At 72.1% G+C, this 25,038-nt stretch carries 21 protein-coding genes, 1 tRNA gene and 1 pseudogene; 8 read left to right on the top strand and 15 right to left on the bottom strand.

From position 1 onward, the window contains the following. Positions 1 to 260: 260 nt before the first annotated feature. From rho to IE207_RS08680, 7 genes are all read right to left on the bottom strand, one after another. Positions 261 to 2,399 carry a transcription termination factor Rho gene (gene rho, locus IE207_RS08710; protein WP_190183429.1) on the bottom strand — a complete coding sequence of 713 codons (2,139 nt, stop codon included), beginning with the start codon at positions 2,397 to 2,399 and terminating at the stop codon, positions 261 to 263. Between the two features lie 439 nt (positions 2,400 to 2,838). Beyond that, positions 2,839 to 3,765, bottom strand: a complete 927-nt coding sequence (thrB, locus tag IE207_RS08705; protein ID WP_190183428.1) for a homoserine kinase — start codon at positions 3,763 to 3,765, stop codon at positions 2,839 to 2,841. Between the two features lie 304 nt (positions 3,766 to 4,069). Next, complete coding sequence (thrC, locus tag IE207_RS08700; protein WP_190183427.1) at positions 4,070 to 5,140, bottom strand: threonine synthase; 1,071 nt, start codon at positions 5,138 to 5,140, stop codon at positions 4,070 to 4,072. 6 nt (positions 5,141 to 5,146) lie between these two features. Further along, positions 5,147 to 6,451 (bottom strand): homoserine dehydrogenase, encoded by a 1,305-nt coding sequence (locus tag IE207_RS08695; RefSeq protein ID WP_190183426.1) that lies wholly within the window; start codon positions 6,449 to 6,451, stop codon positions 5,147 to 5,149. Between the two features lie 184 nt (positions 6,452 to 6,635). Then, a complete protein-coding gene (gene lysA / locus IE207_RS08690) occupies positions 6,636 to 8,027 on the bottom strand; it encodes a diaminopimelate decarboxylase (RefSeq protein WP_190183425.1) in 1,392 nt (463 codons plus the stop codon). Between the two features lie 19 nt (positions 8,028 to 8,046). Beyond that, positions 8,047 to 8,988: an ArgS-related anticodon-binding protein NrtL gene (nrtL, locus tag IE207_RS08685; protein WP_190183424.1), complete on the bottom strand. Its 942-nt coding sequence runs from the start codon at positions 8,986 to 8,988 to the stop codon at positions 8,047 to 8,049. Between the two features lie 101 nt (positions 8,989 to 9,089). Continuing rightward, positions 9,090 to 9,614 (bottom strand): response regulator, encoded by a 525-nt coding sequence (locus IE207_RS08680; protein WP_373304692.1) that lies wholly within the window; start codon positions 9,612 to 9,614, stop codon positions 9,090 to 9,092. 52 nt (positions 9,615 to 9,666) lie between these two features. Here IE207_RS08680 and IE207_RS08675 point away from each other — a divergent pair. Continuing rightward, a tRNA-Arg gene (locus tag IE207_RS08675) sits at positions 9,667 to 9,738 on the top strand. 312 nt (positions 9,739 to 10,050) lie between these two features. Here the strand turns inward: IE207_RS08675 and IE207_RS08670 are convergent. Then, positions 10,051 to 11,118, bottom strand: coding sequence for a beta family protein (locus IE207_RS08670; protein WP_229873481.1), 1,068 nt, complete (start codon positions 11,116 to 11,118; stop codon positions 10,051 to 10,053). 126 nt (positions 11,119 to 11,244) lie between these two features. After that, complete coding sequence (locus IE207_RS08665) at positions 11,245 to 12,810, bottom strand: Eco57I restriction-modification methylase domain-containing protein (protein ID WP_190183421.1); 1,566 nt, start codon at positions 12,808 to 12,810, stop codon at positions 11,245 to 11,247. 203 nt (positions 12,811 to 13,013) lie between these two features. On the opposite strand from IE207_RS08665, the gene IE207_RS08660 reads away from it, so the two are divergent. Next, positions 13,014 to 14,246 (top strand): phospholipase D-like domain-containing protein, encoded by a 1,233-nt coding sequence (locus tag IE207_RS08660; protein WP_190183420.1) that lies wholly within the window; start codon positions 13,014 to 13,016, stop codon positions 14,244 to 14,246. A gap of 120 nt (positions 14,247 to 14,366) precedes the next feature. On the opposite strand, the pseudogene IE207_RS08655 reads toward IE207_RS08660, so the two are convergent. Then, positions 14,367 to 14,996 (bottom strand): annotated as a pseudogene (locus IE207_RS08655) (phosphoribosyltransferase); the annotation flags it as partial. Positions 14,997 to 15,219: 223 nt separating this feature from the next. Between IE207_RS08655 and IE207_RS08650 the strand changes: the two are divergent. Beyond that, a complete protein-coding gene (locus IE207_RS08650) occupies positions 15,220 to 16,203 on the top strand; it encodes an XdhC family protein (RefSeq protein ID WP_190183418.1) in 984 nt (327 codons plus the stop codon). 106 nt (positions 16,204 to 16,309) lie between these two features. After that, positions 16,310 to 16,750 (top strand): DUF6479 family protein, encoded by a 441-nt coding sequence (locus IE207_RS08645; RefSeq protein ID WP_229873479.1) that lies wholly within the window; start codon positions 16,310 to 16,312, stop codon positions 16,748 to 16,750. A 47-nt stretch (positions 16,751 to 16,797) separates the two neighbouring features. Here the strand turns inward: IE207_RS08645 and IE207_RS08640 are convergent, their stop codons facing one another. After that, positions 16,798 to 17,703, bottom strand: a complete 906-nt coding sequence (locus tag IE207_RS08640; protein ID WP_190183417.1) for an ATP-dependent DNA ligase — start codon at positions 17,701 to 17,703, stop codon at positions 16,798 to 16,800. Beyond that, positions 17,700 to 18,584 carry a non-homologous end-joining DNA ligase gene (ligD, locus tag IE207_RS08635; RefSeq protein ID WP_190183416.1) on the bottom strand — a complete coding sequence of 295 codons (885 nt, stop codon included), beginning with the start codon at positions 18,582 to 18,584 and terminating at the stop codon, positions 17,700 to 17,702. The genes IE207_RS08640 and ligD overlap by 4 nt, the downstream gene beginning before the upstream one ends. 31 nt (positions 18,585 to 18,615) lie before the next feature. Between ligD and ku the strand changes: the two genes are divergently transcribed. Further along, positions 18,616 to 19,704 (top strand): non-homologous end joining protein Ku, encoded by a 1,089-nt coding sequence (gene ku / locus IE207_RS08630; RefSeq protein ID WP_190183415.1) that lies wholly within the window; start codon positions 18,616 to 18,618, stop codon positions 19,702 to 19,704. Between the two features lie 264 nt (positions 19,705 to 19,968). Here ku and IE207_RS08625 read toward each other — a convergent pair whose 3' ends face one another. After that, complete coding sequence (locus tag IE207_RS08625) at positions 19,969 to 20,766, bottom strand: nuclease-related domain-containing protein (protein ID WP_190183414.1); 798 nt, start codon at positions 20,764 to 20,766, stop codon at positions 19,969 to 19,971. 188 nt (positions 20,767 to 20,954) lie between these two features. On the opposite strand from IE207_RS08625, the gene IE207_RS08620 reads away from it, so the two are divergent. From IE207_RS08620 to IE207_RS08610, 3 genes are all read left to right on the top strand, one after another. Further along, positions 20,955 to 21,536, top strand: coding sequence for a hypothetical protein (locus tag IE207_RS08620; protein ID WP_190183413.1), 582 nt, complete (start codon positions 20,955 to 20,957; stop codon positions 21,534 to 21,536). 151 nt (positions 21,537 to 21,687) lie between these two features. After that, positions 21,688 to 22,377, top strand: coding sequence for a hypothetical protein (locus tag IE207_RS08615; RefSeq protein WP_229873477.1), 690 nt, complete (start codon positions 21,688 to 21,690; stop codon positions 22,375 to 22,377). Beyond that, a complete protein-coding gene (locus tag IE207_RS08610; protein ID WP_190183411.1) occupies positions 22,374 to 23,621 on the top strand; it encodes a histidine kinase dimerization/phospho-acceptor domain-containing protein in 1,248 nt (415 codons plus the stop codon). Before IE207_RS08615 ends, IE207_RS08610 begins: the two co-directional genes overlap by 4 nt. A 417-nt stretch (positions 23,622 to 24,038) precedes the next feature. Here the strand turns inward: IE207_RS08610 and IE207_RS08605 are convergent, their stop codons facing one another. Continuing rightward, positions 24,039 to 24,299: a DUF8847 domain-containing protein gene (locus tag IE207_RS08605; protein WP_190183410.1), complete on the bottom strand. Its 261-nt coding sequence runs from the start codon at positions 24,297 to 24,299 to the stop codon at positions 24,039 to 24,041. Positions 24,300 to 24,309: 10 nt separating this feature from the next. Next, positions 24,310 to 25,026: a TetR/AcrR family transcriptional regulator gene (locus IE207_RS08600; protein WP_190183409.1), complete on the bottom strand. Its 717-nt coding sequence runs from the start codon at positions 25,024 to 25,026 to the stop codon at positions 24,310 to 24,312. Positions 25,027 to 25,038: the final 12 nt, after the last annotated feature.

Below are 25,038 nucleotides of genomic sequence, written 5' to 3'. Positions count from 1 at the left end.
CGTCTTCCAGGGTTCCACGGCCTCGGACGGGCGCCGCACGAAGGCCCCCGGACCGCAGCCCTGGAGACGTACGGGCTGTGACGGCGCGCCTACCAACCGTGCCGGAACCCGGACGAAAGCGACGATGTGCGGAGCCGCCGAGAGGACGCGGCTGTGGCGAAGGTCGCAGCTGCCGCCGCAGTCGAAACCCGAAAGGACAACCGCCCCCGTCGCGGCTGCGACGGGGGCGGTTGCGTGGGACGGTCCGGCTACGGCGACGGTCAGTCGTCGTTCTTGCCCGCCGGGGTCGTCTTCGCGATCTGCATCAGGAACTCGGCGTTCGACTTCGTCTGCTTCATCTTGTCGAGCAGCAGCTCGATCGCCTGCTGCGAGTCGAGCGCGTGCAGCACCCGGCGCAGCTTCCAGACGATGGCGAGCTCCTCCGCGTTGAGGAGGATCTCCTCCTTGCGCGTACCCGACGGGTCGACGTCGACGGCCGGGAAGATGCGCTTGTCGGCGAGCTTGCGGTCGAGCTTGAGCTCCATGTTGCCGGTGCCCTTGAACTCCTCGAAGATCACCTCGTCCATGCGCGAGCCGGTGTCGACCAGCGCGGTGGCCAGGATGGTCAGCGAGCCGCCGTCCTCGATGTTGCGCGCGGCACCGAAGAAGCGCTTCGGCGGGTACAGCGCGGTCGAGTCGACACCACCGGACAGGATGCGGCCGGAGGCGGGGGCGGCGAGGTTGTACGCGCGGCCCAGGCGGGTGATGGAGTCCAGCAGGACGACCACGTCGTGGCCCAGCTCCACGAGACGCTTGGCGCGCTCGATGGCCAGCTCGGCGACGGTGGTGTGGTCCTCGGCCGGACGGTCGAAGGTCGAGGAGATGACCTCGCCCTTGACCGACCGCTGCATGTCGGTGACCTCTTCCGGACGCTCGTCGACCAGGACGACCATCAGGTGGCACTCGGGGTTGTTGGTGGTGATCGCATTGGCGATCGCCTGCATGATCATGGTCTTGCCGGTCTTCGGCGGGGCCACGATCAGACCGCGCTGGCCCTTACCGATCGGCGACACGAGGTCGATGATGCGGGTGGTCAGCACGCCCGGGTCGGTCTCCAGGCGGAGCCGGTCCTGCGGGTACAGCGGGGTCAGCTTCTGGAACTCCGGGCGGCCGCGGCCGGATTCGGGCGCCATGCCGTTCACCGAGTCCAGACGCACGAGGGCGTTGAACTTCTCGCGGCGCTCGCCGTCCTTGGGCTGGCGCACGGCACCGGTGGTGTGGTCGCCCTTGCGCAGCCCCGCCTTGCGGACCTGGGCGAGGGAGACGTACACGTCGTTCGGGCCGGGCAGGTAGCCGGAGGTCCGGATGAACGCGTAGTTGTCGAGGATGTCGAGGATGCCGGCGACGGGGATCAGGACGTCGTCGTCGGCGACCTGCGGCTCGCTCGGCGCGAACTCGTCGCGGCCGCGACGGCCACGGCGGTCGCGGTAGCGGCCGCGACGGCCGCGACGGCCGTCCTCGGAGTCGAAGTCGTCCTGCGGGCCGTTGTCCTGACGGTCCTGCCGGCCCTGCTGGCCCTGGCCGCGGCCGCCCTGCTGCTGACGGTCGCCGCGGTCCTGGCGGTCCTGACGGCTGCCGCCCTGACCACCCTGCGCCTGACCGCCCTGCGCCTGGCCGCCCTGGCCCTGCGCCTGGCCGCCCTGCGCCTGGCCCTGGCCGCCCTGGTCGTCGGTCTTGGCACCGCGGTCGCGGCGGTCGCGCTGGCGCTCGCCGCGCTCGCCCCTGTCGCGGTCGCGGCGGTCCCGGCGGCCGCGGCCCTCGCCGGCCTCCTGGAGCTGCGTCTGCCCCTGGCCCTGGCCCTGGGCGGAGACGGCGGTGGCGGCCTCCACCTTGACGTCGGCCTGTGTCGCCGGGGCGGCGGTCTCGGTCTTCTGCTCGACCTGTACGGCGACGGGCGCCGTGGACTCCGGGCTGCCGGAGGGGGCGGTGGCCCGACGGCGGCGGCGCTCGCCGACCGGGGCGTCGTCGCTGGCCGGCTGGCCGGGGATCTCGATCTGGGCCTGCGTGGCAGGCTTCTCGGCGGGCGCCTCGGCGGCGGCCTCACCCGTACGGGCCTTGCTGGTGGCGCGGCGCTTCGGCTTGGCCTCGGCGGTGTCCGCGACGGAGGCGGCGGCCTTGGGGGCGCCTGCGCCCGCCTGCGCCTCCTTGATGACCTCGATCAGCTGGCTCTTGCGCATCCGCGCGGTGCCCCTGATGCCGAGGCCCGACGCGACCTGCTGGAGCTCGGCCAGGACCATGCCGTCAAGGCCGGTGCCGGAGCGGCGCCGCCGGCCGGCAGTGGCAGCCGCGGCGCCCGCGGCGGGGGCACTGGTGTCGACGTTGGTGTCGGCAGCGCCCATCAGATCGGTGGTGTCGCTCACGAAGGGTCCTTCCCTGGAGCGGACGTCGGCCTGTCTGGCTCGGCGACCGGTTGTGCTGTCCGACGACAGTCCATTTCCTGATGGGTCATGGACCGCAGCCGGGGCGGTGGTCCGCCGGTAGAGATACGGCGGAGAGAAAACGTGCGTGCTTGTTCCGGCGAGAAGCCCCCGAGCTGGAAGCGTGGGAATGTCACGCCGATTCCGGAGCGTGCTCGAAACTGCTGGAAGCGATCAGAGCAGTCGGGGAGGCTCCCGGAAGAAATGTGGTCCCGAATGGGGACACTGAGCACCGAGCCATGGCGGCTTCGGATGCGCACTTGAGATTAACACTACCGGATCCAACAGACATTCCCCCTCTCAATCACCGGCAATCAGCGCTTCCGCGCGGTCGGCCTGCCCAGCCGCCGCACCGGCCCCTGGCCGGCCGGGCCCCGTGGGCCTAGCCGCCCTGGGTGCCCAGCGGAAGAACGCTCGCGCCCGGGACGTCGAGGGCCAGCCGGTTGGCCGCCCACCCCTCGCCCGCGAGCTGCGCGACCTTGTCGGCCGCACCGTTGTCGACCAGCGCGAGGACCGTGGGGCCCGCGCCGGAGATGACCGCGGGGATACCGTCCGCCCGCAGCCGGGCCACGAGAGCCACGCTCTCGGGCATCGCCGGGGACCTGTACTCCTGGTGGAGCCGGTCCTCGGTGGCGGGCAGCAGCAACTCGGGACGCCTGGTCAGGGCTTCGACGAGCAGGGCCGCGCGACCCGCGTTGACGGCCGCGTCCACATGCGGGACGGTACGCGGCAGCAGGCCGCGCGCCGTCTCCGTGAGGACCGGCTTGGAAGGTACGAAGACCACCGGAACGATGGAATCGGCGGGGTCCATCCGGATCGCCTTGGCGCTGCCGCCGTCCATCCAGGCGAGGGTGAACCCGCCGAGCAGGCAGGCGGCGACGTTGTCGGGATGGCCCTCGATCTCGGTGGCGAGTTCCAGCAACGCCGCGTCGTCGAGCCGGGCCTCGGCGCCTATGGTCACGGCGCGGGCGGCGACGATGCCGGCGCAGATCGCCGCGGAGGACGAACCGAGCCCGCGGCCGTGCGGGATGCGGTTGGCACAGACGACCTCCAGACCGCGCGGCTGCCCGCCCAGCAGGTCGAAAGCGGTGCGCATGGAGCGAACGAGGAGGTGGCTCTCGTCGCGCGGGAGGTTGTCGGCGCCCTCACCGGCGATGTCGATGTTCAGGCCGGAGTCGGCGACGCGGACGACCACGTCGTCGTAGAGCCCCAGGGCCAGGCCGAGGGCGTCGAAGCCGGGGCCGAGGTTGGCACTGCTGGCGGGGACGCGCACTCGTACGGCGGCGGCGCGGAACGCTGGACCTGCCATCGGTCGATGACACTCCTTGTGACTGTGCGAGATCTGGTGCTGAGCGGGATCTTCGCTGCGAATGTACTGGAGAACGCACGACACCCGAAGGCCCTTGGGGCAGCACCGCGGTCATGTGCGCGGTGGCGGATGTAAGTACAGCCTATCGAAGGAAGGTTCTCTCGCGACATAGGGCGCACAGGAGGCGCACGATGCGTGTCGCGGTCTTCCGCCGGCTCCGGCCGCCGTGCGGACCGTGTCGCCGGATTCCGGGGGTCCCGGAATCCGGCGGCACGGCGTGGAGCCCGCGTGGGCGGGCTCCGGGTCAGACCAGGCCGAGCCGGACGGCCGCGGCCTCGGCGTCCACCGGTACGGTGACCGGCTGCGGGGCACCGGCGACCGCCCAGTCGGGGTCCTTGAGGCCGTTGCCGGTGACGGTGCACACGATCTTCTGGCCGGGGTCGACCAGTCCGGCCTCGGCGGCCTTGAGCAGACCGGCCACCGACGCGGCGGAGGCGGGTTCCACGAAGACGCCCTCCTGTGCCGCCAACAGGCGGTAGGCGGCCAGGATCTGGCGGTCCGTCACCTCGTCGATGAAGCCGCCGGACTCCTCGCGGGCCGCGAGCGCGTACTCCCAGGAGGCCGGGTTTCCGATGCGGATCGCCGTCGCGATGGTGTGCGGCTCCTTGACGATCTCGCCGCGCACGATCGGCGCGGAACCCGAGGCCTGGAAACCCCACACGCGAGGCGTACGGGAGGCCAGACCGTCGGCCTTGTACTCCTTGAAGCCCTTCCAGTACGCGGTGATGTTGCCCGCGTTGCCGACCGGCAGCACGTGGATGTCGGGGGCGTCGCCCAGCGCGTCGACGATCTCGAACGCGGCCGTCTTCTGGCCCTCGATGCGGACCGGGTTGACGGAATTGACCAGCGCCACCGGGTAGTTGTCCGAGAGCGCGCGGGCCAGGTCCAGGCAGTCGTCGAAGTTGCCGTCGACCTGGAGGATCTTGGCGCCGTGCACGAGGGCCTGGCCCATCTTGCCGAGCGCGATCTTGCCGCGGGGCACGAGGACGGCCGAGACCATCCCGGCACGCACCGCGTACGCGGCGGCGGAGGCCGAGGTGTTGCCCGTGGAGGCGCAGATGACCGCCTTGGCGCCCTCCTCCTTGGCCTTGGTGATCGCCATCGTCATGCCGCGGTCCTTGAAGGACCCGGTCGGGTTCGCGCCCTCGACCTTGAGGTGCACCTCGCAGCCGGTGCGCTCGGAGAGCACCTGGGCCGGTACGAGGGGAGTGCCTCCCTCGCGGAGCGTGACCACGGGCGTCGCGTCCGTCACCGGCAGGCGGTCCCGGTACTCCTCGATGATGCCGCGCCACTGGTGGGTGCGATTGCTGCTCATGGGTCCTTACTCCCCTTCAACACGCATGATGCTGGCGACACCGCGAACGGTGTCCAGCTTCCGCAGCGCCTCGACGGTCCCGGAAAGGGCGGCGTCGGGTGCCCGGTGGGTGACGACGACGAGGGAGGCCCCTTCGCCGACGCTGTCTGGATGCCCTTGCTGGCGGACCGTGTCGATGGACACTCCGTGCTCCGCGAAGGTCGTCGCGACCTGGGCGAGGACGCCCGGCTTGTCGGCCACATCGAGGCTGATGTGGTAGCGCGTGACGACGTCCCCCATGGGGCTGACCGGCAGCTGGGTGTACGCCGACTCGCCGGGCCCCGTTGCCTCGGCGAGCTTGTTGCGGCAGACGGCGACGAGGTCGCCGAGGACCGCGGAGGCAGTCGGCGAGCCGCCCGCTCCCGGGCCGTAGAACATGAGCCGCCCGGCGGCCTCCGCCTCGACGAAGACGGCGTTGTACGCCTCGCGGACCGACGCCAGCGGGTGGCTGAGCGGGATCATCGCCGGGTGCACGCGGGCGGTCACCGACCGGCCGTCGGCGGCGCGCTCCAGGATGGCGAGGAGCTTGATGGTGCAGCCCATGCGCTTGGCGGAGGCGAAGTCCGCGGAGCTGACCTCGGTCATGCCCTCGCGGTAGACGTCGTCGAGCCGGACCCGGGTGTGGAAGGCGATGCCGGCGAGGATCGCGGCCTTGGCGGCGGCGTCGTAGCCCTCGACGTCGGCGGTGGGGTCGGCCTCGGCGTACCCGAGGGCGGTGGCCTCGTCGAGCGCCTCCTGGTAGCCGGCGCCCGTCGAGTCCATCTTGTCGAGGATGAAGTTGGTCGTGCCGTTGACGATGCCCATGACCCGGTTGATCTTGTCGCCCGCGAGGGACTCGCGCATCGGGCGGACCAGCGGGATCGCGCCGGCGACGGCGGCCTCGTAGTACAGGTCGAGCCCGGCCTCGTCGGCCGCGGCGTGCAGCGCGGCGCCGTCCTGGGCGAGCAGCGCCTTGTTCGCGGAGACGACCGAGATGCCGTGCTGGAAAGCGGTGGTGATCAGGCCGCGCGCGGGCTCGATGCCGCCGATGACCTCGATGGCGACGTCGATGTCGCCGCGTTTGAGGAGGGCGGTCGCATCGGTGGTGATCAGGGCCGGGTCGATGCCCTCGCGGACCTTCGAGGGGCGGCGCACGGCGACGCCGGCCAGTTCGACGGGCGCGCCGATCCTGGCCGTCAGGTCTTCGGCGTGCGTCGTCATGATGCGCGCCACCTCTGAGCCGACCACACCACAGCCCAGCAGCGCCACCTTCAGCGGACGCGTACGCATCATTCGACCTACGCCTTTCGATCTTCCATCACCACCCGGCACGCGTTTGCGTACCGGGCCCGACCAGCCTCACACCGACCGGTCTCACGCGACCAGTCTCATGCAATGGACAGTAGTTTCCATCCTCGGTCCATTGAGTGAGACGTCCATTTTGGGCCCCTGGGGGCGTTCCCCAGAAATAGGGGCCTCATCCGAGGTCGAGACGCAGGAGATCTTCCTCCGTCTCGCGCCGGACGATCACCCGGGCCTGTCCGTCGCGCACGGCGACGACGGGCGGCCGGAGCGCGTGGTTGTAGTTGCTGGCCATGGAGCGGCAGTACGCGCCGGTCGCCGGGACGGCGATGAGGTCGCCGGGGGCGAGGTCCGCCGGGAGGAAGGCGTCCTTGACCACGATGTCACCGCTCTCGCAGTGCTTTCCGACGACGCGCACCAGCATCGGCTCGGCGTCGGAGACACGGGAGACGAGGGTGACCGCGTACTCGGCGTCGTAGAGGGCGGTGCGGATGTTGTCCGACATGCCGCCGTCGACGCTGACGTACGTCCGCAGCCCTTCGAGCGGCTTGATGGTGCCGACCTCGTAGAGGGTGAAGGCGGTCGGGCCGACGATCGCCCGGCCCGGCTCGACGGAGATCCGCGGGGCGCGCAGCCCCGCCGCCTCGCACTCCCGCGCGACGATCTCGTGCAGGGCCTTGGCGATCTCGTGCGGCTCGCGGGGGTCGTCGGCGGAGGTGTAGGCGATGCCGAGGCCACCGCCGAGGTCGATCTCGGGCAGCTCCACGCCGTGCTCGTCGCGGACTGCGGCGAGCAGCCGCACGACCCGCTTCGCGGACACCTCGAACCCGGCCATGTCGAAGATCTGCGAGCCGATGTGGGAGTGGACGCCGAGCAGGTCGAGGCTGTCGTGTCCGAGGGCGCGTCGTACGGCCTCGGCGGCGCTGCCGTCGGCGACGGCGATGCCGAACTTCTGGTCCTCGTGCGCGGTGGCGATGAACTCGTGCGTGTGCGCTTCCACGCCGACGGTCACGCGGATCTGGACGGGCTGGCGTACGCCCAGCTCACGGGCGATGTGCGCGACGCGGGCGATCTCCTGGAAGGAGTCGAGCACGATGCGCCCGACGCCGGCCGTGACGGCCCGCCGGATCTCGCCCTGCGACTTGTTGTTCCCGTGGAAGGCGATCCGCTCGGCGGGCATCCCGGCGGCGAGGGCGGTGGCCAGCTCACCGCCGGAGCACACGTCGAGGTTGAGGCCTTCCTCCTCGAGCCACTTCACGACGGCCTTGGAGAGGAACGCCTTGCCCGCGTAGAACACGTCGGCGTCGGCGCCGAAGGCGTGCGCCCAGGCGCGGCAGCGGGCCCGGAAGTCCTCTTCGTCCATGAAGTAGGCGGGCGTCCCGAACTCCTCGGCCAGGCGGGTCACTTCGATGCCGCCGACGGTGACGACGCCGTCGGCGTTGCGGGTGACGGTGCGCGACCAGACCTTCTCGTCGAGGACGTTGAGGTCGGCGGGCGGCGGCGCGTAGTGGCCCTCGGGCAGGACGTCGGCGTGGCGGGGCCCGGCGGGGTGCGCGGAACGGCTCATCGGAATCTCTCTTCGCAGGTCACAGGCGTTCGGGAGCAGCTATGCCGAGCAGGGACAGGCCACCGGCCAGCACCGTCCCGGCGGCTTCGGCGAGTGCCAGCCGGGCACGGTGGGCGGCCGAGGGTTTCTCGTCTCCCTTGGGGAGCACGTCGTACTGGAAGTCGAGCAGCGCGTCGGCCAGCCGGACGAGCTGGCGCACGAGCCGCTCGGGCGCACGGTGGTGGGCGGCGGCTTCGCGGGCGAGGGGGTAGTCGGCGAGGGCGCGCAGCAGCGCGTCGGCGCCGGCGACGTCGCCGACGTCGCCGGGCTCGGGGGGAAACCCGAGCAGGGCGGCGTTGCGCAGCAGGGCCCGGCTGCGCGCGTATCCGTGGCGCACGCGGAAGAACTCGTTGGACTCGTCCTGGACCAGGAGTCGAGCGGAGAACGAGGGGGTCTCATGGGGCGCCGTGGCGAGCATGGCCCAGCGGGCGGCGTCGGCGCCGTAGGCGGCGAAGACGTCCCCTTCCTTCCCGGGCACGGGGGCGACGCGGAGCCCGCCGTTTCCGGGGTCCCCACCGAGACGCGAAACCGAGCCGCGCACCACTGCGTCCCGCGTCTCCCCACTGTCCTGCGGGGGGCAGCCGTAGCGGATGCCGCGCGCCTGCACGTCCCGTACGAGGGCCTCGGCGGACGGCCGCCCCATGACGAAGTTCAGGAACCCGGCGCCGGTGACCTCGACCTTCTCGATCCCGGGCACCTGCGCCAGCCGGCGGGCGAGCAGGCGGGCGACGTCCCCGGGAGCCCGTCCGGCGCTCTTGGCGAGGGGGAAGGCGACGGCGGTGGCGTACTCCCCCACTCCGCCGGGCCGTGTCCGGTCCACGACCACCCGCTGCGGCAGCTCCGCGTCGGCGGGCAGCTCCCCGTCCTCGACGGCGCGGCGCACGGCGTGCGCGACGGTACGGGAGAGGTCGGCGGGGGTCACGGGACCCAGCCTAGGGGAGAACCTTCCGCGTCATGCGAAGGGTTTCGCCATGTGAACAGCGCCTGTGCGCCGCCGGCCTCCCCGTCACCCTCGCCCCGCCTTCACCCTCTGCCGCTCCCGGCCGGAGCCCCTTCCCGCTCCCGCCGGTCGCGCCGCTCGACGAGCCGGCGTACGACCCGGACCAGCTCGGCGGGCTCGAAGGGCTTGGTGAGGAACGCGTCGACCCGGGCGGTGATCCCGGCCTCGACCTCGTGCTGCGTACAGGCGCTGACCATGGCGAGCGGCACGTCCCGGGTCCGCGGATCGGCCCGCAGCCGCGCCGCGGTCCCGAACCCGTCCAAGCGGGGCATGACCACATCGAGGGTGATCACGTCGGGACACACGTGATGCACGACGTCCAGGCACTCGGCACCATCGTTCGCGGTCACTACCTCGAAGCCCTCCAGCTCGAGATTGACCTTGATCAGCTGCCGGATGACCTTGTTGTCGTCGACAACAAGCACCCGGCGCGAGGCGCCTGGCACAACTCGAGAGTAGGTCCGCCTAAGCCCCCGCGTCCGGGTTTTCCCCACTTCCACCCCCTCCGGGCGACCGCCCCCTCCCCACCCCCTCAAACCGTTTCTGATCACCGCCCGCGAGCTGGTAGTGTTCAACCCGTCGCCGCAACGCGAACGACACGCCCCCGTAGCTCAGGGGATAGAGCAACGGCCTCCGGAGCCGTGTGCGCAGGTTCGAATCCTGCCGGGGGCACTCCAGCCGGACCAGCGTGAAACACCCGCTGACCTGCACGAGTGCCAAGCATGAAGGCCCGAACTCAGTCCCACTGAGTCCGGGCCTTTGTCGTTGGTGCGCACTGGTCCCAGGTGGGGGGTGTGCGAGCTTCGGGAGAGGCCGGCCGTCGGCCGCCGAGTGCGGGCAACCAATCCGCCGGATGCTCAGGGCACGGTCTCTCGCCGGTGCTGAGGCTCCGCCAGGTCAGCGAGGAGACGGGACGGCGAGGCCTCGATGACTGCACTGCTGCGCCACTCCGGGACGAAGCGATCCCCCGCCAGGGGGACTGCCTCACGGGTGCCCCAGCGCGTTGAGACTGGAGGTGACCACTGCCAGATGGTGCGAGGTTGCCCATGCCCGCCACTCCGTACCGCCGCCGGCTCTGGGCCTTTGGCGCAGGGCGCATTCGTTCAGACGCGCGTCACCCCATGAAGTCCGCGCCCCTGTCGCAGGCCAGTACGGAGACGCGATCAGGTCGGCACTCAGGGTGAAGAAGTCATCGTTGCCGGAGCGGACTCGCGGATAGACGAAGACCTGCCAGGCATCCGGGGTCGTGTAGCGCATGTTGGGATCCGGGGTCCCCCGAGAGCTCGCCGGCATCCGAGGATGTGTCACACCGAAGTCGCCGAAGTCCGGCGACTTCCCGTCGCATTGGCCCAGCACACGCCGCCACAACTGCGCATCACGCCGGGCGACCGGCGTCGCCCGCCCCCTCGGGAACCCGGTCAGGTTGGCGGGGAACGCTCCGGCGGCAACGCATTCACGCCGCCAGCGCCACGGAGAGAGCGTGGTGAGCGCGGCCAGAGCGCGGTCGGCCAATCGATCCCTCATGCTGCCGGAATCCACCGGCCCGGCATCAATGAGCAGGTCGACCTCGCCCGGATCCAGGCGAAGCACCTTGAGCAGCCCCCGGATCTGACCGTGGTCGGGAAGCCAGTCCCGCATGTCGGCGGCAACGGACACGCGCAAGCAGACACCACGCTGGTGTAGCGCGATCGCCCGCGAGGCCTCTGCCAGAACGTCTCGCGCATCCGTGTACCGGACGACCGGGCACATGGCCACGCCACGGAGGGCGAGGGACTCGCTCAGCCGGGCCATCGGGCCACCCGCGTCGCCCTCGAGTACTCGTGCCGTGGGCAGGGCGCCGCTGTCCACAGTCAGGACAGCGCCGTTCGGCACTGCGTCCATCGCGCGGTCACAGAAGGTCTCCAGGACATCCCGCACGTCCGGATCGGGGACCAGCTCCATGACGGGGCGGATGCATGAGCGAACCGCCGGTGTGACGTGCTCAAGCGCCGAGAACTCCCCCGCCTTGCCCTTGAGTATCGGAACGTAGGCCAACGGCTTCCCCCAGCGCACTCAGCACCAGCCAATGGATATCTGGCTCACTCCAACCAGATTGTGACGAGAAGCCGCCATCTCACATAGAGACGCGAATCAGCCGTAAGGCCGGTTCTCACCCGCCTTGCGGTCCCCGGGGCCGGGTTAGAGGGGGGCCGAGGAGCGGTTGCGGTCGAGGCGGCGCTTTTGCAACTCCGTGCGCGCTTCGGCCAGGAGGCCGAGGGTCGAGTCCGAGATCTGCGGGATCCGCTTGGCCAACTGGCCGTCGGTTTCCCGGATCAAGATCTCCTCGACATCGCCGGAGGCGGACCGCGAGACCCGGTCCAAGCGGTCCAGCTCCTCGCTCATCGACGGGTGCGCCATGACCCGCAGCCGCGCCACCTCGCTCGGTACCAGCTCCAGCACACCACCGCCGAAGCTCCTTCCCTCGATCTCCGCGGACAGCAGGGTCAGCGAGTTGTGGAAGGAAGCGGCGAACGAGCGCGCCGACATCGCCTCCGGCGCCAGCATCTTCCCCTGGTAGATCGTGTCCGTGGTGATGGCCGACACTTCGTTGACCACGACGCGGGGGTAGAGGTGGGACCTCTTCGACAGGAGCAGGTCTCCGGCCGCGACCACCGGGACGCAGTACCAGGGCTCACGGATCCTGCACTTGTAGCGCGTGTGCAGCTCGGCCTGCTCGCCGGCGTGGATGTAGCGCAAGGCGCCGTCGTGCCGGAGCGGGCTGGCTTCACCCCGTGCGAAGTCGATCAGGCCGGCGCGAGCGCCCTCCTCGATGTTCCTCTCATGGTCTTCGGGGGTGAAGACCAGGCCCTCGGCATTCCTGATCCTCGGCAGCAGGGGGAGGATCCAGTCTTCGAGGCCGTACTGTTCGATCGTTTCGCGGTCGACGGAAAAGTAGTCGTTGGCGCCCGTGACGGTCGCGACCCCGAAACGAACCCAGCTTCCGGCACTTCGCACACAGGACAGCGAGGAGACCTCGTCGAGGGCTTCCAGCTGGGCGGGGGAAAGCAGATAACGGGTCCAGGTGGGCGCCTCCGGGGAGGCCGAATGACGCCAGGCACGCCCGGCGGCGCTGTGGTCCCATGCCGTCAGTCGCCCATCGGCGGCCGAAGGGTCCCGACGGCCGCTGAGAACGACCACTTCCTGTAGGACGCCGGGAAAGGAACCCGGGCCGAACAGGTCGACGCGCACGGCCGAGCAATTGCGCAGCAGCCACCGCCGCACAGCCCCGGCCGAGATTCCCGTAAGGCATTCGGCCGGGATGATGAAGGCGAAAGCGCCACCTTCGCGGACTTTGTTCAGAGCGCAGAGGAAGATGGGGATCCACAGATTGGAAACCCCCTTGAGGGTTACTCCCATACCCGTCGCGACCTGATCGGCGTAGCTCCGTTCCGTCTCGCTGACGAATTGGAACCGGACGAAAGGCGGATTTCCCACCGCCGCGTCGAAGCCTTCTTCGGGCACCAGGTCGGGGTCGAGGAAGCTCCCGTGCCTGATTTCCGTCTCGAACGAAGCCCGGTCGCCGGCCTCCTCGCAGCGCTGTGCTTCCGACTCCAGCAGTTCGACGGCCACCAGATCCCGGACGCGCTTGCCCAGGGGGTCCTCGTCGAGACCGCGGATGAAGGCACCGTCGCCGGCGCTGGGTTCCAGGAGACGGAGGGACCCCAGGGAGTCGGGGAGCAGATCGCGCAGCCGGTCGAGGCACACGGCGACCAGGGGCTGAGGCGAGTAGAACCCGCCGCGCAGCTTGTCGGCGGACACCTGTTGCATGGTCTTCACGTGTGCTGTGCCCTCCAGGCATCGGTCGATCGCCAGTCGAGTCTAGTGCTGTGGCCAGACAGAACGGACCAGACGTAATAAGTCGGAATCCCGCTTGCCACCACGGGCCGCTTACGGCACGGTGATCATCCATGCGAATCAGTCTCGTGGGCCAGCCGTATGCAAGCTCGCCGAATCTCTACCAGTTCCTGGCCTCGCACTGCGCAGATGATAGGTACTCGGAACTGCGCATAGCAACAGCATGGGCGAAACAGAGCGGACTCTCCCGAGTGCAGGGCGATTTCCGCGCGTTTCGCGATCGCGGGAACAAGATCACGGCAGTGGTGGGCATCAGCGAGGGCGGCGCGACCCGCCAGGGACTTCATCTGGTGCACAAACTCTGCGACGCGTCGCACGTATTCCATGAGACGGGTCGCACGTTCCATCCCAAAATCTACTTCTTCACCGGCCCCGACGACTGGTCGGTGTTCATCGGGTCGAACAACCTCACCGCCGGTGGCGTCTTTTGGAACTACGAAGCCGCCGTCGAGATCTCCGGGTCTTTCGGATCACCGGACGACGTGGCACTCGCCGGTCAGTTCACCGGCCTCTTCGACGAACTCCTGCGTGACAGCGAGGTGTGCAAGCCCCTTGACGACGCCTTGATCAAGCTGCTGATCGAGTCCCCGGTCTACCGGATCGGTGACGAGATCCGCATGGCCGGACGGAGGCGGTCCGCTGCCGCCCGGACCGGAGCGGGCGAGCCGGTCTTCGGCCGGTCCCGGCATACCAAGACGCCGGATCCTGGGAAGCCCGGAAAGAACAGCACGAAGGTGTCGTCCGGCGCCCCGAAGGACCATGTGGGGCACGTGGACGACGTGAACTATGTGAACTATGTGGACGATCAACCGGCCATGCCGTCGGAACTGCTCAGCCACTCCTGGTTCAAGAAGATGTCGGCCAGCGATGCCCAGCGGCCCCCCAAGGCGGAGAGCAAAACCACCGGGAACCTCAGGCTTTCGCAGGCGCAGCACCCCATCGACCAGAAGACGTACTTTCGCAAGGTCTTCTTCGCGGACGCGCAGTGGGAAGCGAAGGAGAACGCCAGAGGCGTGCAGGAAAAGGCGAAGGTGCCGTTCGAAGTCGTCATCGGCGCGCAGTCCTTGGGTGTGCACGAGATCGTCATCGATCACGCCGATTACCGGATCGCGGGCCAGGGCAACGTCCCGACCTGGCTGCATTGGGGAGAGGCTCTGACGGCGCACCTGAAAGCCCACGACCACACGGGCCACTACGTCACGATCGAGACCTTCGAGGACGGGTCACGGCGCCTCACCATCTCGGCGGATCCGATCGGGGAGATCAACGTGTCCGAGGGCGCTTGACGGGCGCCGGGGGTGCGGGGGGGCATCGCCGGCAGGGCCGTCAGCCGCTCGGTGTCGAGCGCTGCGAGCCGGTGCGGCAGGGCGGTGCGTGCGTCCACACGGTCAGCCCGGGTCTCGTCGGGCGCCCGGGGTCAGGAGGGTGATCACCTGGGCGTCCGACGTCTGGGAGAAGTCGCCGTACCACTGGCCCACGGAGGAGAAGGCCGGCGGGGTGGAGAGGCAGACGAGTTCGTCCGCCGAGTCGCGGAGGCGGGCGGCGGCGTCCGGTGGGGCGACCGGGGTGGCCATGACGACGTGGGTCGCGCCTTGGGCGCGGACGACTTCGCAGGCGGCGGCCGCCGTCGCGCCGGTGGCGATGCCGTCGTCCACCAGGATCGCGGTGCGGCCCGAGACGGGCAGGCGCGGGCGGCCCTCGCGGAAGCGGTGGGCCTGGGCGGCGAGCGAGGCCTGCTCGGCCCGTTCGACTTCCGCCATGTCTTCGGGGCGCAGCCGGCCGCGGCGGACGACGTCCTCGTTGATCACGCGTACGCCGCCTTCGCCGAGGGCGCCGAACGCCAGCTCGCGGTGGCCCGGGACGCCCAGCTTCCGGACGACGATCACATCGAGCGGAGCGTCCAGCGCCCGTGCCACGTGGAACGCCACCGGGACTCCGCCCCGGGGCAGGCCGAGCACCACCGGGTGCCGGGGTCCGTAGGGGCGCAGGGCCTCGGCCAGGCGGCGGCCGGCGTCGTCGCGGTCGGTGAACAGCACCCTTCGAACCAACGCCTCCGGGCGCAGGGGCGCAACTCGGCCGCGCAGCCGGTACGCACGGCTCGGCCGCGCAACTCGTACGAAGGAGGTGGTGCCGGGTCTGTGCTTTCGGGGGATGGGTAGGGCGTGGGCGGGGTGCGTAGGTTTGCGGAAAAGGCCGTCCGGCGCCGCTGACCAGGCGCTCGGCGTGGCGGGCTCTGACGACGAGGATGGGGCGGACACGATGCGTGAGCTGGTGGGTACGGCGCGGCGGTGGGTGGCCGAGGAACGGGTCGGGTACCTGGCGCGGCCCGTCGCCGAAGAGGGGTTCGGGCCGCGGGACCCGGCCGGCGCGGTGCTCGTGGATGCCCGGGGGGACTGCGTCGGGGCCCTGTACCAGGGGGTGTTCGACGCCGAACTCGTCGCGGAGGCGCGTGCGATGGGCGCCGGGGACACGGCGCGGGTGTGTGAGGTCTCCGTCGGCGGCGCTGAGGCGGTGCAGGCGGGGCTGACGTGTGGCGGCCGGGCGGAGGTGCTGCTCCAGCCGCTGGCGCAGATCCCGGCGCAGTGGTGGGAGCTGCTGGGCGCCGGGCACGGGGTGGCGCTGGTGACCCGGCTGAACGAGGCGGCGGACCGGGCGGTGAGCGAGGTCGTACGGGCCGGCGACACCCCGGCCGACGACGCCGCGCGGCGGGCCGGCGAGCTGCTGCGCACCCGGCGGCCCGGGCGGGACGCCCTGTACGGGGGCTCGGGGCTGGTGCTCGTGGAGGCGTACCCGTCCGCGCCGCAGGTGGTGATCGGCGGGACCGGTGAGCTCGCGGAGATCATCGCGCGGCAGGCCGGGCTGCTGGAGTGGGGCGCGGTGGCGGTCGGGTCGGCCGCCGAGGCGGAGAAGGTGCTGAGCGCCCACCGGGACGCCGCCTGCCTGGTGCTGCTCAGCCATGAGCCGGAGTTCGACGTGCCGGCCCTGCGCACGGCGCTCGCGCTGGGCATCCCGTACGTCGGCGCGCTCGGCTCCCGCCGCACCACGGCCCGGCGCCGCGAGGGGCTGCTGGCGGCCGGGGTGACGGAGGCCGAGCTGGCGCGGGTGCACGGCCCGATCGGCCTCGACCTCGGTGCGCGGACCCCGCAGGAGACGGCCCTGGCCATCTGTGCGGAGATCCTCGGGGTGCTCGGCGGGCGGGACGGCGGGGGGCTGCGGGACTCCGAGGGGCCGCTGCGGGCGTAGCGGCCGGCCGGGAGGGCGGGAGGGAGGGCCCGGCGGGCGCCTCCCGTTCCCCGCCTTGGGCGAACAGATCGTGTGATTACGTACCGAATGCGAGAAAATAGGACGTATGAACACGATCGCGTTGGAAGACGCGCACAATGCCGTTTGGTTCGTCTTCGTCGGGCTGATCATCGTCGCGTTCCTCCTCGCCGCCTTCAAGCTGGGCCAGCTGGTGCGCGCGAAGGAGCCGCCGCCGCCCACTCCCGAGAGCCACCCGCACCTGCCCGACGGCGGCGCGGTGTTCGAAGTGCGCGAGGAGCGGGACCCCGTGGAATTCCCCGAGGGTGGCCTGCGCCCGCACGAGATGCAGGGCTTCGGCAACTTCGGGTCCACGACCTCCACCCACCCGGACGAGGTCCGCGCCGCCCGGGAATCCGGGTACCAGCACTCCCACCCGCACGCCGGCCAGCGCCCCTCCCCCGAGGTGACCGAGCCTCCGCCGCCCGCGCCGCCGACCCCGCCGGAGCCGCCGGTGGCGCCGCCGCACGGGGGAACCGACCACTCCTGACGGACCTGCCTGACGGACCTGCCTGACGGACCTGCCTGACGGACCTCTTACAGGTCCGTGCGCAGCCGGAGCACCTCGGGCGGCGGGTGACGCAGCGAGGTGTGCCGGATCTCCGCCGACAGGGGCGGGTCGAGCGGCCGGTAGGCCACTTCCCCGAGCCCGACCGCCGTGACGGTCGGGCTCGGGGCAGCCCCGGCCGGAGCGTCGCCGGTACGGCCGGCCAGGGTCTCGGACAGCTCCCGGCGCAGGGGCGCCGAAAGCGGGCTCGACACCAGCGGGGCCTCGTCGTCGCCCGGAACGACCAGCACCAGCGCCGCCGGACGGCGCGGCGTGCCCGTGTAGCCGATCACCGCCGCGTCCCGCACGTCGGTGTGCCGCAGCTTCTGCCAGGCCCGCCGGCCCGCCGGGTAGGACTGGTCCAGCCGTTTGACGACCAGGCCCTCGATGCCGCTGGCGGGCAGCGTCTCGTACCAGGTCGCGGCGAGCTCGGGATCGGTCGTCATCGGTACCGGCTGGAGCGGTGGCCCGAGCGGGAGCAGCAGATCCACCAAGAGCGCCCGGCGCCGTTCGTACGGGCGGCCGCGTACGTCGACTCCGGCCAGCTCCAGTACGTCGAACGCCGCGTACGAGGCCGGCAGGCTCTGCGCGAGCATCGGTGCGCGGGCCGCCGTGGCCGCCGCCCGCCGCTGTACGAGGGCGAAGTCGGTACGGCCCTCGTGCCACACCACGACCTCACCGTCGAGGACGGTTCCGGCGGGCAGCCGCTGTGCGGCCCGGGCCAGGTCGGGGAACGCGCCGGTCACGATCCGGCCGGAACGGGCCTGGAGCACCACGGAGTCCGGGGTGCGCAGGATGACCAGTCGGTGGCCGTCGAACTTCGGCTCGTACGCCAGGCCCGGCGCCCGCGGGAGGGTCCGTACGGTGGCGGCGAGCGCGACGCGGACCCGGCTCACGGCAGTGCCCCGGCCTGCTCGGGGTCGGTGAGCGGGGCGAAGAGGTCGCCGTCGCGGGCCAGCCGGGGCGGGATGTCGTCGGCGAGGAACACCAGGTCGGAGGGGTTCGCGCAGGCCTCCACCTCCGCCCAGGACAGGGGTGCGGAGACGGTCGGGCGGGCTCGGGCGCGCAGCGTGTAGGGCGCGGCGGTGGTCTTGGCGGCGGCGTTCTGGCTGTGGTCGACGAAGACCTTGCCGGGCCGCAGTGCCTTGGCCATGCGGTGCACGACGAGTCCAGGGAGTTCCCGTTCGGCTTCCTGGGCGAGCTTCTTCGCGTACGCGGACACCCGCGCGGAGGGGGTCGGCTCCAGGGGCGCGGACAGGTGGAGGCCTTTGGCGCCGGAGGTCTTGGGGTAGGCGTGCAGGCCGTCGGCGGCGAGCCGGTCGCGCAGCCACAGGGCGGCGGCGCAGCACTCCACGATGGTGGCGGGGGCTCCGGGGTCGAGGTCGAGGATCAGCCGGTCGGCGATGGCGGGGCTGTCGGCGGTCCACTGGTGGACGTGGAACTCGACGACGAGGTTGGCGGCCCACATGAGGGTGGGCATGTCGGCGATGAGCACCTGTTCGGCGGAAGGGTCCTCCGAGCGCGGGACGGGGCTGGTCTTCACCCAGTCGGGGGTACCGGGCGGCGGGTTCTTGGTGAAGAAGAGCTGCCCGTCGGGGCCGTCGGGATAGCGCAGGAACGACACCGGCCGGTTGTGGATGTGGGCCAGCAGGGGTTCCGCGACGGTGGCGTAGTAGTGCAGCACCTCGCCCTTGGTGAAACCGGTCTCCGGATAGAGGACCTTGTGCAGGTTGCTGAGAGCGATGCGCCGCCCCTCCACCACGGTGATCGGCGTCATACGATGAGATTGCCATGAAACGGGAGGAACTGTGCGATCCATCTGGAACGGGGCGATTTCCTTCGGCTTGGTCAGCATCCCGATCAAGCTCGTGAACGCCACCGAGAGCCACTCGATCTCGTTCCGCCAGATCCATGTGACCGACGGCGGGCGCGTCCGGTACCGCAAGGTGTGCGAGCTGGACGGCGAGGAGGTCTCGCAGGCCGAGATCGGCAAGGGGTACGAGGAGGCGGACGGCTCGATCATCCCGATCACGGACGAGGACCTGTCGCGGCTGCCGATCGCCACGGCGAAGACGATCGAGATCGTGTCGTTCGTACCGGCCGACGAGATCGATCCGCTCCAGATGGACGCGGCGTACTACCTCGCGGCGAACGGGGCGACGGCGGCGAAGCCGTACACGCTGTTGCGGGAGGCCCTCAAGCGGAGCCGGAAGGTGGCGATCGCCAAGTTCGCGCTGCGGGGGCGGGAGCGGCTGGGGATGCTGCGGGTCGTCGACGACGTCATCGCGATGCACGGACTGCTGTGGCCGGACGAGATCCGACAGCCGGAGGGGGTGGCGCCGGAGACGTCGGTGACGGTGAGGGACGCCGAACTGGACCTGGCGGACGCGCTGATGGCGACGTTGGGGGAGGTGGACATCTCCTCGCTGCACGACGACTACCGGGAGGCCGTGGAGGAGATGATCGCGGCGAAGGCGGGTGGCGCGTACGAGCCGGCGGAGGCCGCGACGGAACCGGCCGGGGGTCAGGTGATCGACCTCATGGCGGCGCTGGAGCGGAGCGTTCAGGCGGCGAAGGCCTCGCGGGGGGAGGGCGGCGGGGCGCCTGCTCCTGCGGAGGCGGAGGAGGAGGCGGCGGACGTGACGCCGATCCGGCGGAAGCCGGCCGCTGCGGCTGCGCCGAAGGCGGTGGGCGGGAAGAAGTCCACGGCGGCATCGGGGTCGGCGGCGAAGAAGACGGCATCGGGCCGGAAGTCCACGTCGGCCTCGGCGAAGAAGACGGGCTCGGCGGCAGCGAAGTCGAACAAGTCCGGCGCCACCAAGTCCACTTCGACGGCCGCGAAGAAGTCGGCCTCGCCGAAGAAGGCCTCCCCACCCCGCAAACGCCGCTCGGCCTGACGGCCGGGGCCGGCGGGCCGCGCCGGATCCACCGGCCGGGACCGGGAACACCCCCGATCCGGCAGGCCCGGCCGCGAAGGAGCCCGCCGGCACGGACGCCGCCCGGCCCGACGGCCGGGGATCGGGTGCTCGGCCCGACGGCCGGGGCCCGGGTGACCGGCAGTGCGCCCGCTTCCCACGACCCGGGCCCGGGTGCCGGGCGAGACAGGGACGGCCGGGCGGCGAGAGGTCCGCGTCGGCACGCGAGTGCGCTCGGGGCTGTTGTTACGGGAGCCAGGTGCGGGTGTCGCGGGCCAGGGAGAAGAGGGCTTCGGTGTCCGGGGGTTTAAGGGTGGCGGTGGCGGTCGTGAAGTAGGGGGCCGCCGTGGCGGGTTGCAGGACTCGGACGTCGCGCAGGGTCGGAGCCACCTCGACGGCGGAGGCCTCGACCACGGCCACCACCGGGGTGACCGGCGCCCGGAGGGCATGCGCGGCGCGGGCCGCCGCCCGGCGGACGCGGCGCACGTCGGGGCGTGGGCCGGCCCGGCCCACCGTGAGCAGCAGGTCGCCCGCCTGGACCCGCTGGCGCCGGCCCGGCACCGTCGCGATGCAGAACACCCCGGCCGGCCCGATCAGCACGTGGTCGATCAGGCCGCCGCCCGGCAGCGGCACGGCGTGCAGGACCCGCCAGTCCAGCGCTTCGAGGGAGTCCAGCTCCGCCCCCATCAGCTCCCGGGCCCCGATCTCCCGGCGCAGCCGGTGCCGGGCCCTGGTGCCCGGCGAGCCGTACACCAGCTCCCCCAGCATCGGCTCGCCCGGGCGGTTCGGGGCCAGGTCCCGGTCGGGAGGAAGGGCCAGCCGGAGCCGTTCGGCGGGCGTGGGCACCGGCGGCGGTCCGACGGCCACCTCCCCGCCCAGGTACGGGCCCAGGGCTGCCAGCACCGCCTCCCGACGATCCGCCTCCAGCAGGCTGACCCGGTTGGCCCGCCGGTCGTACCAGGCAACCGCCCGGCCGTCCGGCAGGTTGACGAACAGCCGCCCCCGGCCGGCCCGGCCGCTCGGCAGCACCGTGAGTCCGCGCATCGCCCTCACCCCCCGGCGTCCATGGGAGCAGGCGGTCCGCCGCCCGGCAATCCCCCGTACGCGGCGTGATGTGTAACGACTCCGAGGGGGCGCCGTCGGGTGACCGTTACAAAGCCATCGCCCTACTGCAACGGCGCGACCCTAGGTTGGGACGCCCCGGGCCGCGCCCGACCCGTAGAAGGAGTTCCGTGACCAGCGTCAGCCGCCGCAGCCTCGTTCGCGCCGCCGCCGTGACCGCGTGCGCCGGCGCCCTGCTGGCCCTGCCCACCGCCGCCGCGCTCGCCGAAGGGGTGCCGGCCGCCTCGGTCGGGGCGCGGACCCTGGTCGGCAGCCTCTCCCTGGCCGACGGCCGGTCCACCGCCCGGGTGTACCGGCTCGCCGGGAACACGTACGAGGCCGACGTGCTGCGCGACGGATCCCGTGTGACGGCGCTGGTCAGCCACCCCGGCTCCCCCGCCGTCGGCGAGGCGCAGGGGCTGCACGTCGCGCTGCAGGCCGACGGCCGGCTCTCGTCCTGGGTCGGCGCCACCGCGCCCGGGCCGCAAGGACACGCGCTGGCCGGCGACGGGCACAAGACCGCGACCCGTAGCCGGCCCCTCCCGGCGGCCGCCGCCCCGCGGGGTGCTGCGGTCGAGGCGCTGCGCTCGTACGCCGTGCCCGACGGGCCGGGCAACGGCGTGCTGCTGCTCGCCGCGGGCGGCGGCATCGCAGCCGTCGGCGCCGCCGGACTGGGCTTCGCGATGCTGCGGCGGGGACGCACCGACGCCTGACCCGCGCGCCCGGCGGCCTGCGCGGCACCGGAGCGTCGCTCCCCCGTCGCCCGGGCGTCGCCCATGTGTGCGGGCGAAAGGGGACCGGGTCGGCCTAAGGTTGGCTGAAACCGACCGTCATCCCGGCACCGTGAAGAGGAGGCCCGCCGCTGTGCGCACCCTTCCCCTCCGCGCGGGCGCCGGGCTGCTCCTGGCGGCCTGCCTGCTGCCGCTGGCGTCGGCGTGCGGCGACCCGGGCGGCCTGGCCGCCGCCGGAGCGGCGCCGACGGCGCGTGGACCCGTACAGCTGTGGCCGTGGCGCAAGGGCGCCGAGGTGCCGCCCGCCCCGCCAGGGGGCGTGCCGCCCGTTTACGTGCAGGGCCTGCCGCCGGTCCACGACCAGAACGTGCACGAGGTGGACGCGGTGGCCCTGGTGCAGGCGGAGCTGCGCGCCCACCGGGGCGCCGTCACCGGCGCGGACGGGATGCCGAAGGAGACCGCCGACGCGATCCGGGCCTGTGGGACGGAGGCCTCGGAGAAGTGCCCCGTACTCACCCCGTACTACCGGGACCTCACGGCGAACGGCAAGGACGAGGTCATCGTCGGCATCGAACTGCCGGACAGCATGATGTCGGTACGCGTCTACACGGCCGACCCCGACGGGCGGCTCAACCGGGTCATGGCGACCACCGAGACCGTCATCCGCGTCGAGCTGGCCGGGCAGAACGTGATCCTGCACGTGCCGAGCGGGCATCCCGGGTACGAGCTGATCACCACCTGGTCGTGGGACGAGAAGCAGCGGAGCATGATGGCGACGCGCGAGCAGATCGTACGGGTGGCGGCGGGCCCGCGGACGCCATGAGGGCCCGGTTGCCCGCGTGGACCGCCACGCTCACCTGGAAGTCGGCGTGCTTCATCGTGGTCATGTGCTGTGCGCTGGCGGCGGCGCTGGGCGCGCTCGTGCACGTCGAGGTCACCCGGCAGACGGTCGACAACGCGCGCGACCGGGCGCTGGAGAAGCTGAGCGACGCCACGCGGGCGTACGAGGCGGGGGAGGCGCTGCCGCCGCGTTCCTCTCTCGACCCGGCGGGCCTGCCGGCGTCGCTGCGGAAGCTGGCCGTGGGGGGACGGCGGGGCACGGTCGTGGCCGAGTACCGGGGACGGCAGGTCATGTGGGCGGCGGCCCCCGCAGACGGCCGGGCCCTGGCCACGGCCGTGGACTACAGCCAGGCGGCGCGCACGATCAGCGGGCTGGACCACGCGATCATCGGCTCCTCGGGGCTGGCGATCGGGGGCACGCTGCTGCTGGGCGCGTTCGCGGTGACGCGGGTGACCAGGCGGCTCCAGCAGACGGCGGCGGTCGCGCGGCGGATCTCGCACGGCGACCTCGACGCGCGGGTGGACGACCCGCGGACGAGGGACTCCTCGCGGCACCAGGACGAGGTGGCGACGGTGGCGGGCGCGCTCGACACGATGGCGGCCACCCTCCAGGGGAAGCTGGAGCGCGAGCAGCGGTTCACGGCGGACGTCGCGCACGAGCTGCGGACGCCGCTGACCGGGTTGCAGGCCGCGTCGGAACTCCTGCCGGAGGGGCGGGCGACGGAGCTGGTGCGGGAGCGGGTCCGGACGATGCGGGGGCTGACGGAGGACCTGCTGGAGATCTCGCGGCTGGACTCGGGGCGCGAGGTGGTGGAGACGGACCTGCACCAGCTGGCGCGGCTCGCGCGGCGGGTGGTGCGGGCGTCGGGGACGGCGACGGAGGTGGTCGTGGTGCGGGACGCGATGGTGGAGACGGACCGGCGGCGGCTGGAGCGGGTGCTGGGGAACCTGGTGGTGAACGCCCATCGGCATGGGCGGGAGCCGGTCGTCCTGACGGTGGACGGGCCGGTGGTGACGGTGCGGGATCACGGGGACGGGTTTCCGGAGTACCTGGTGGAGCGGGGGCCGCAGCGGTTTCGCAGTGGGGCGGGGGCGGGAGCCGGTTCCGGGAAGGGGCACGGGCTGGGCTTGACGATTGCCGTCGGGCAGGCCGGGGTGATCGGGGCGCGGCTTGAGTTCCGGCAGGCCGAGGGGGGTGGGGCGGAGGCGGTGGTGACACTGCCGTAGCCCTGGCCGGGCGGTGGGGCGGGGGGCGCGTGGGTGCGTGCCGGCGTCGGCCGGCGCCGGCCGACGCAGCGGTCCCGGTTGCGACGGGCTCGCCGGGGGTGGGTGGGCCGGGGCCGGGCGGGGGGTGGGGTGTTGTCCGGGGCGGGCATGATTTATGGCGCCTGTCCGGGGTCGGTGAAGTGCGGCCCCTGAGCGGCCACAAATCACGTTTTAGCCCCGGTCAACACCCCACCCCCCACCCGTCCCCGGCCCGGTGGGATGTTCGGCCCCCGCTCGTCGTCGGCTGCGATGCCCCGCCCGTTCCCGGCCCGGTGGGATGTTCGGCCCCCGCTCGTCGTCGGCTGCGATGCCCCGTCCGTCCCCGGGCCGGCGGGATGTTCGGCCCCCGCCCGGCGTGGGCTGGTGTGGGGTGGCCGGTTAGGGCTTGCGCCAGGGCCAGTGGGGGCGGGGGCGGGTTCCGGTTGGGCGGAAGGTGTACTTCCAGCCCTTCTGGAGGCCCAGGCGTTTTGTCTGGCCCGCCGGGACGCGTTCGTACAGGAGGACCGTCGGGGCGGTGCCGTCCGGGTTCGGGACCGGGATTTCGTACCACTTCGGCGGGTGGCCCGTCGGGCCGAGCAGGATCGGCAGGGACCGGCCGTCCATGGGGCCGCCCTCGAACGGGGTGGGTTCGCTTCTCACCCCTCCAGTGTCACAGCAGGTGGGCCGCCTCGGAGACCAGCGGGATCACCCGCCGCGCCAGGGCCCCGACCGGGCCGTCGGCCGGTTCCAGGGCCAGGGCCGCCCGCGCGGCCGCGGCCGTCTGGGGGTCGGTGGCCGCGGTGGCGGTGAGGAGGGCGATGAACTGGTCCACCAGCCACTCCCGGAGCGAGGCCACGTCCGGCTGCTTGCCCTCGTCGATCCAGATCAGCGAGGCCCCTTCCACCGCCGTGATCCAGGTGCGGACCATCATCCTCAGCCGCGGGCCGGGGTCCGCGACGGCCAGGTGGACGAGGATCTGCTGGGCCGCGGCCCGGCGGATGCCGTCCACGGTCGCCGTCGTACGGGAGGTCTCCACGACGCTGCCGCCCTGGAGCAGCGCCGCGAAGCCGGTGTCGTGTTCGTCGACGAAGGCCAGGTAGCGGTCCAGGGCGCGGGACAGCCGATGGGTCAGCGGGCCGGCCTGGGGCTGGGCGAAGCACTGTTCCAGCAGCTCCGCCGCCGAGCGCAGGGCGGCCTCGTAGAGCTGCTGCTTGCCGCCGGGGAAGTAGCGGTAGACCAGCGGGCGCGAGACCCCGGCGGCCTCGGCGACGTCGTCGAGGGAGACCTCCTCCGGCGCCCGGTGCGCGAACAGCGACAGGGCCGCGTCGAGGAGTTGGGCCCGCCGCTCCTCGACGCTCAGCCTGCGGTACGCCCGTACGGTCGTCATGCCCGCAGCGTA

The organism is Streptomyces cirratus (genome assembly GCF_014650775.1).
In the GTDB taxonomy this organism is placed as follows: domain Bacteria; phylum Actinomycetota; class Actinomycetes; order Streptomycetales; family Streptomycetaceae; genus Streptomyces; species Streptomyces cirratus.
This window is presented reverse-complemented; position numbering and strand designations above follow the sequence as displayed.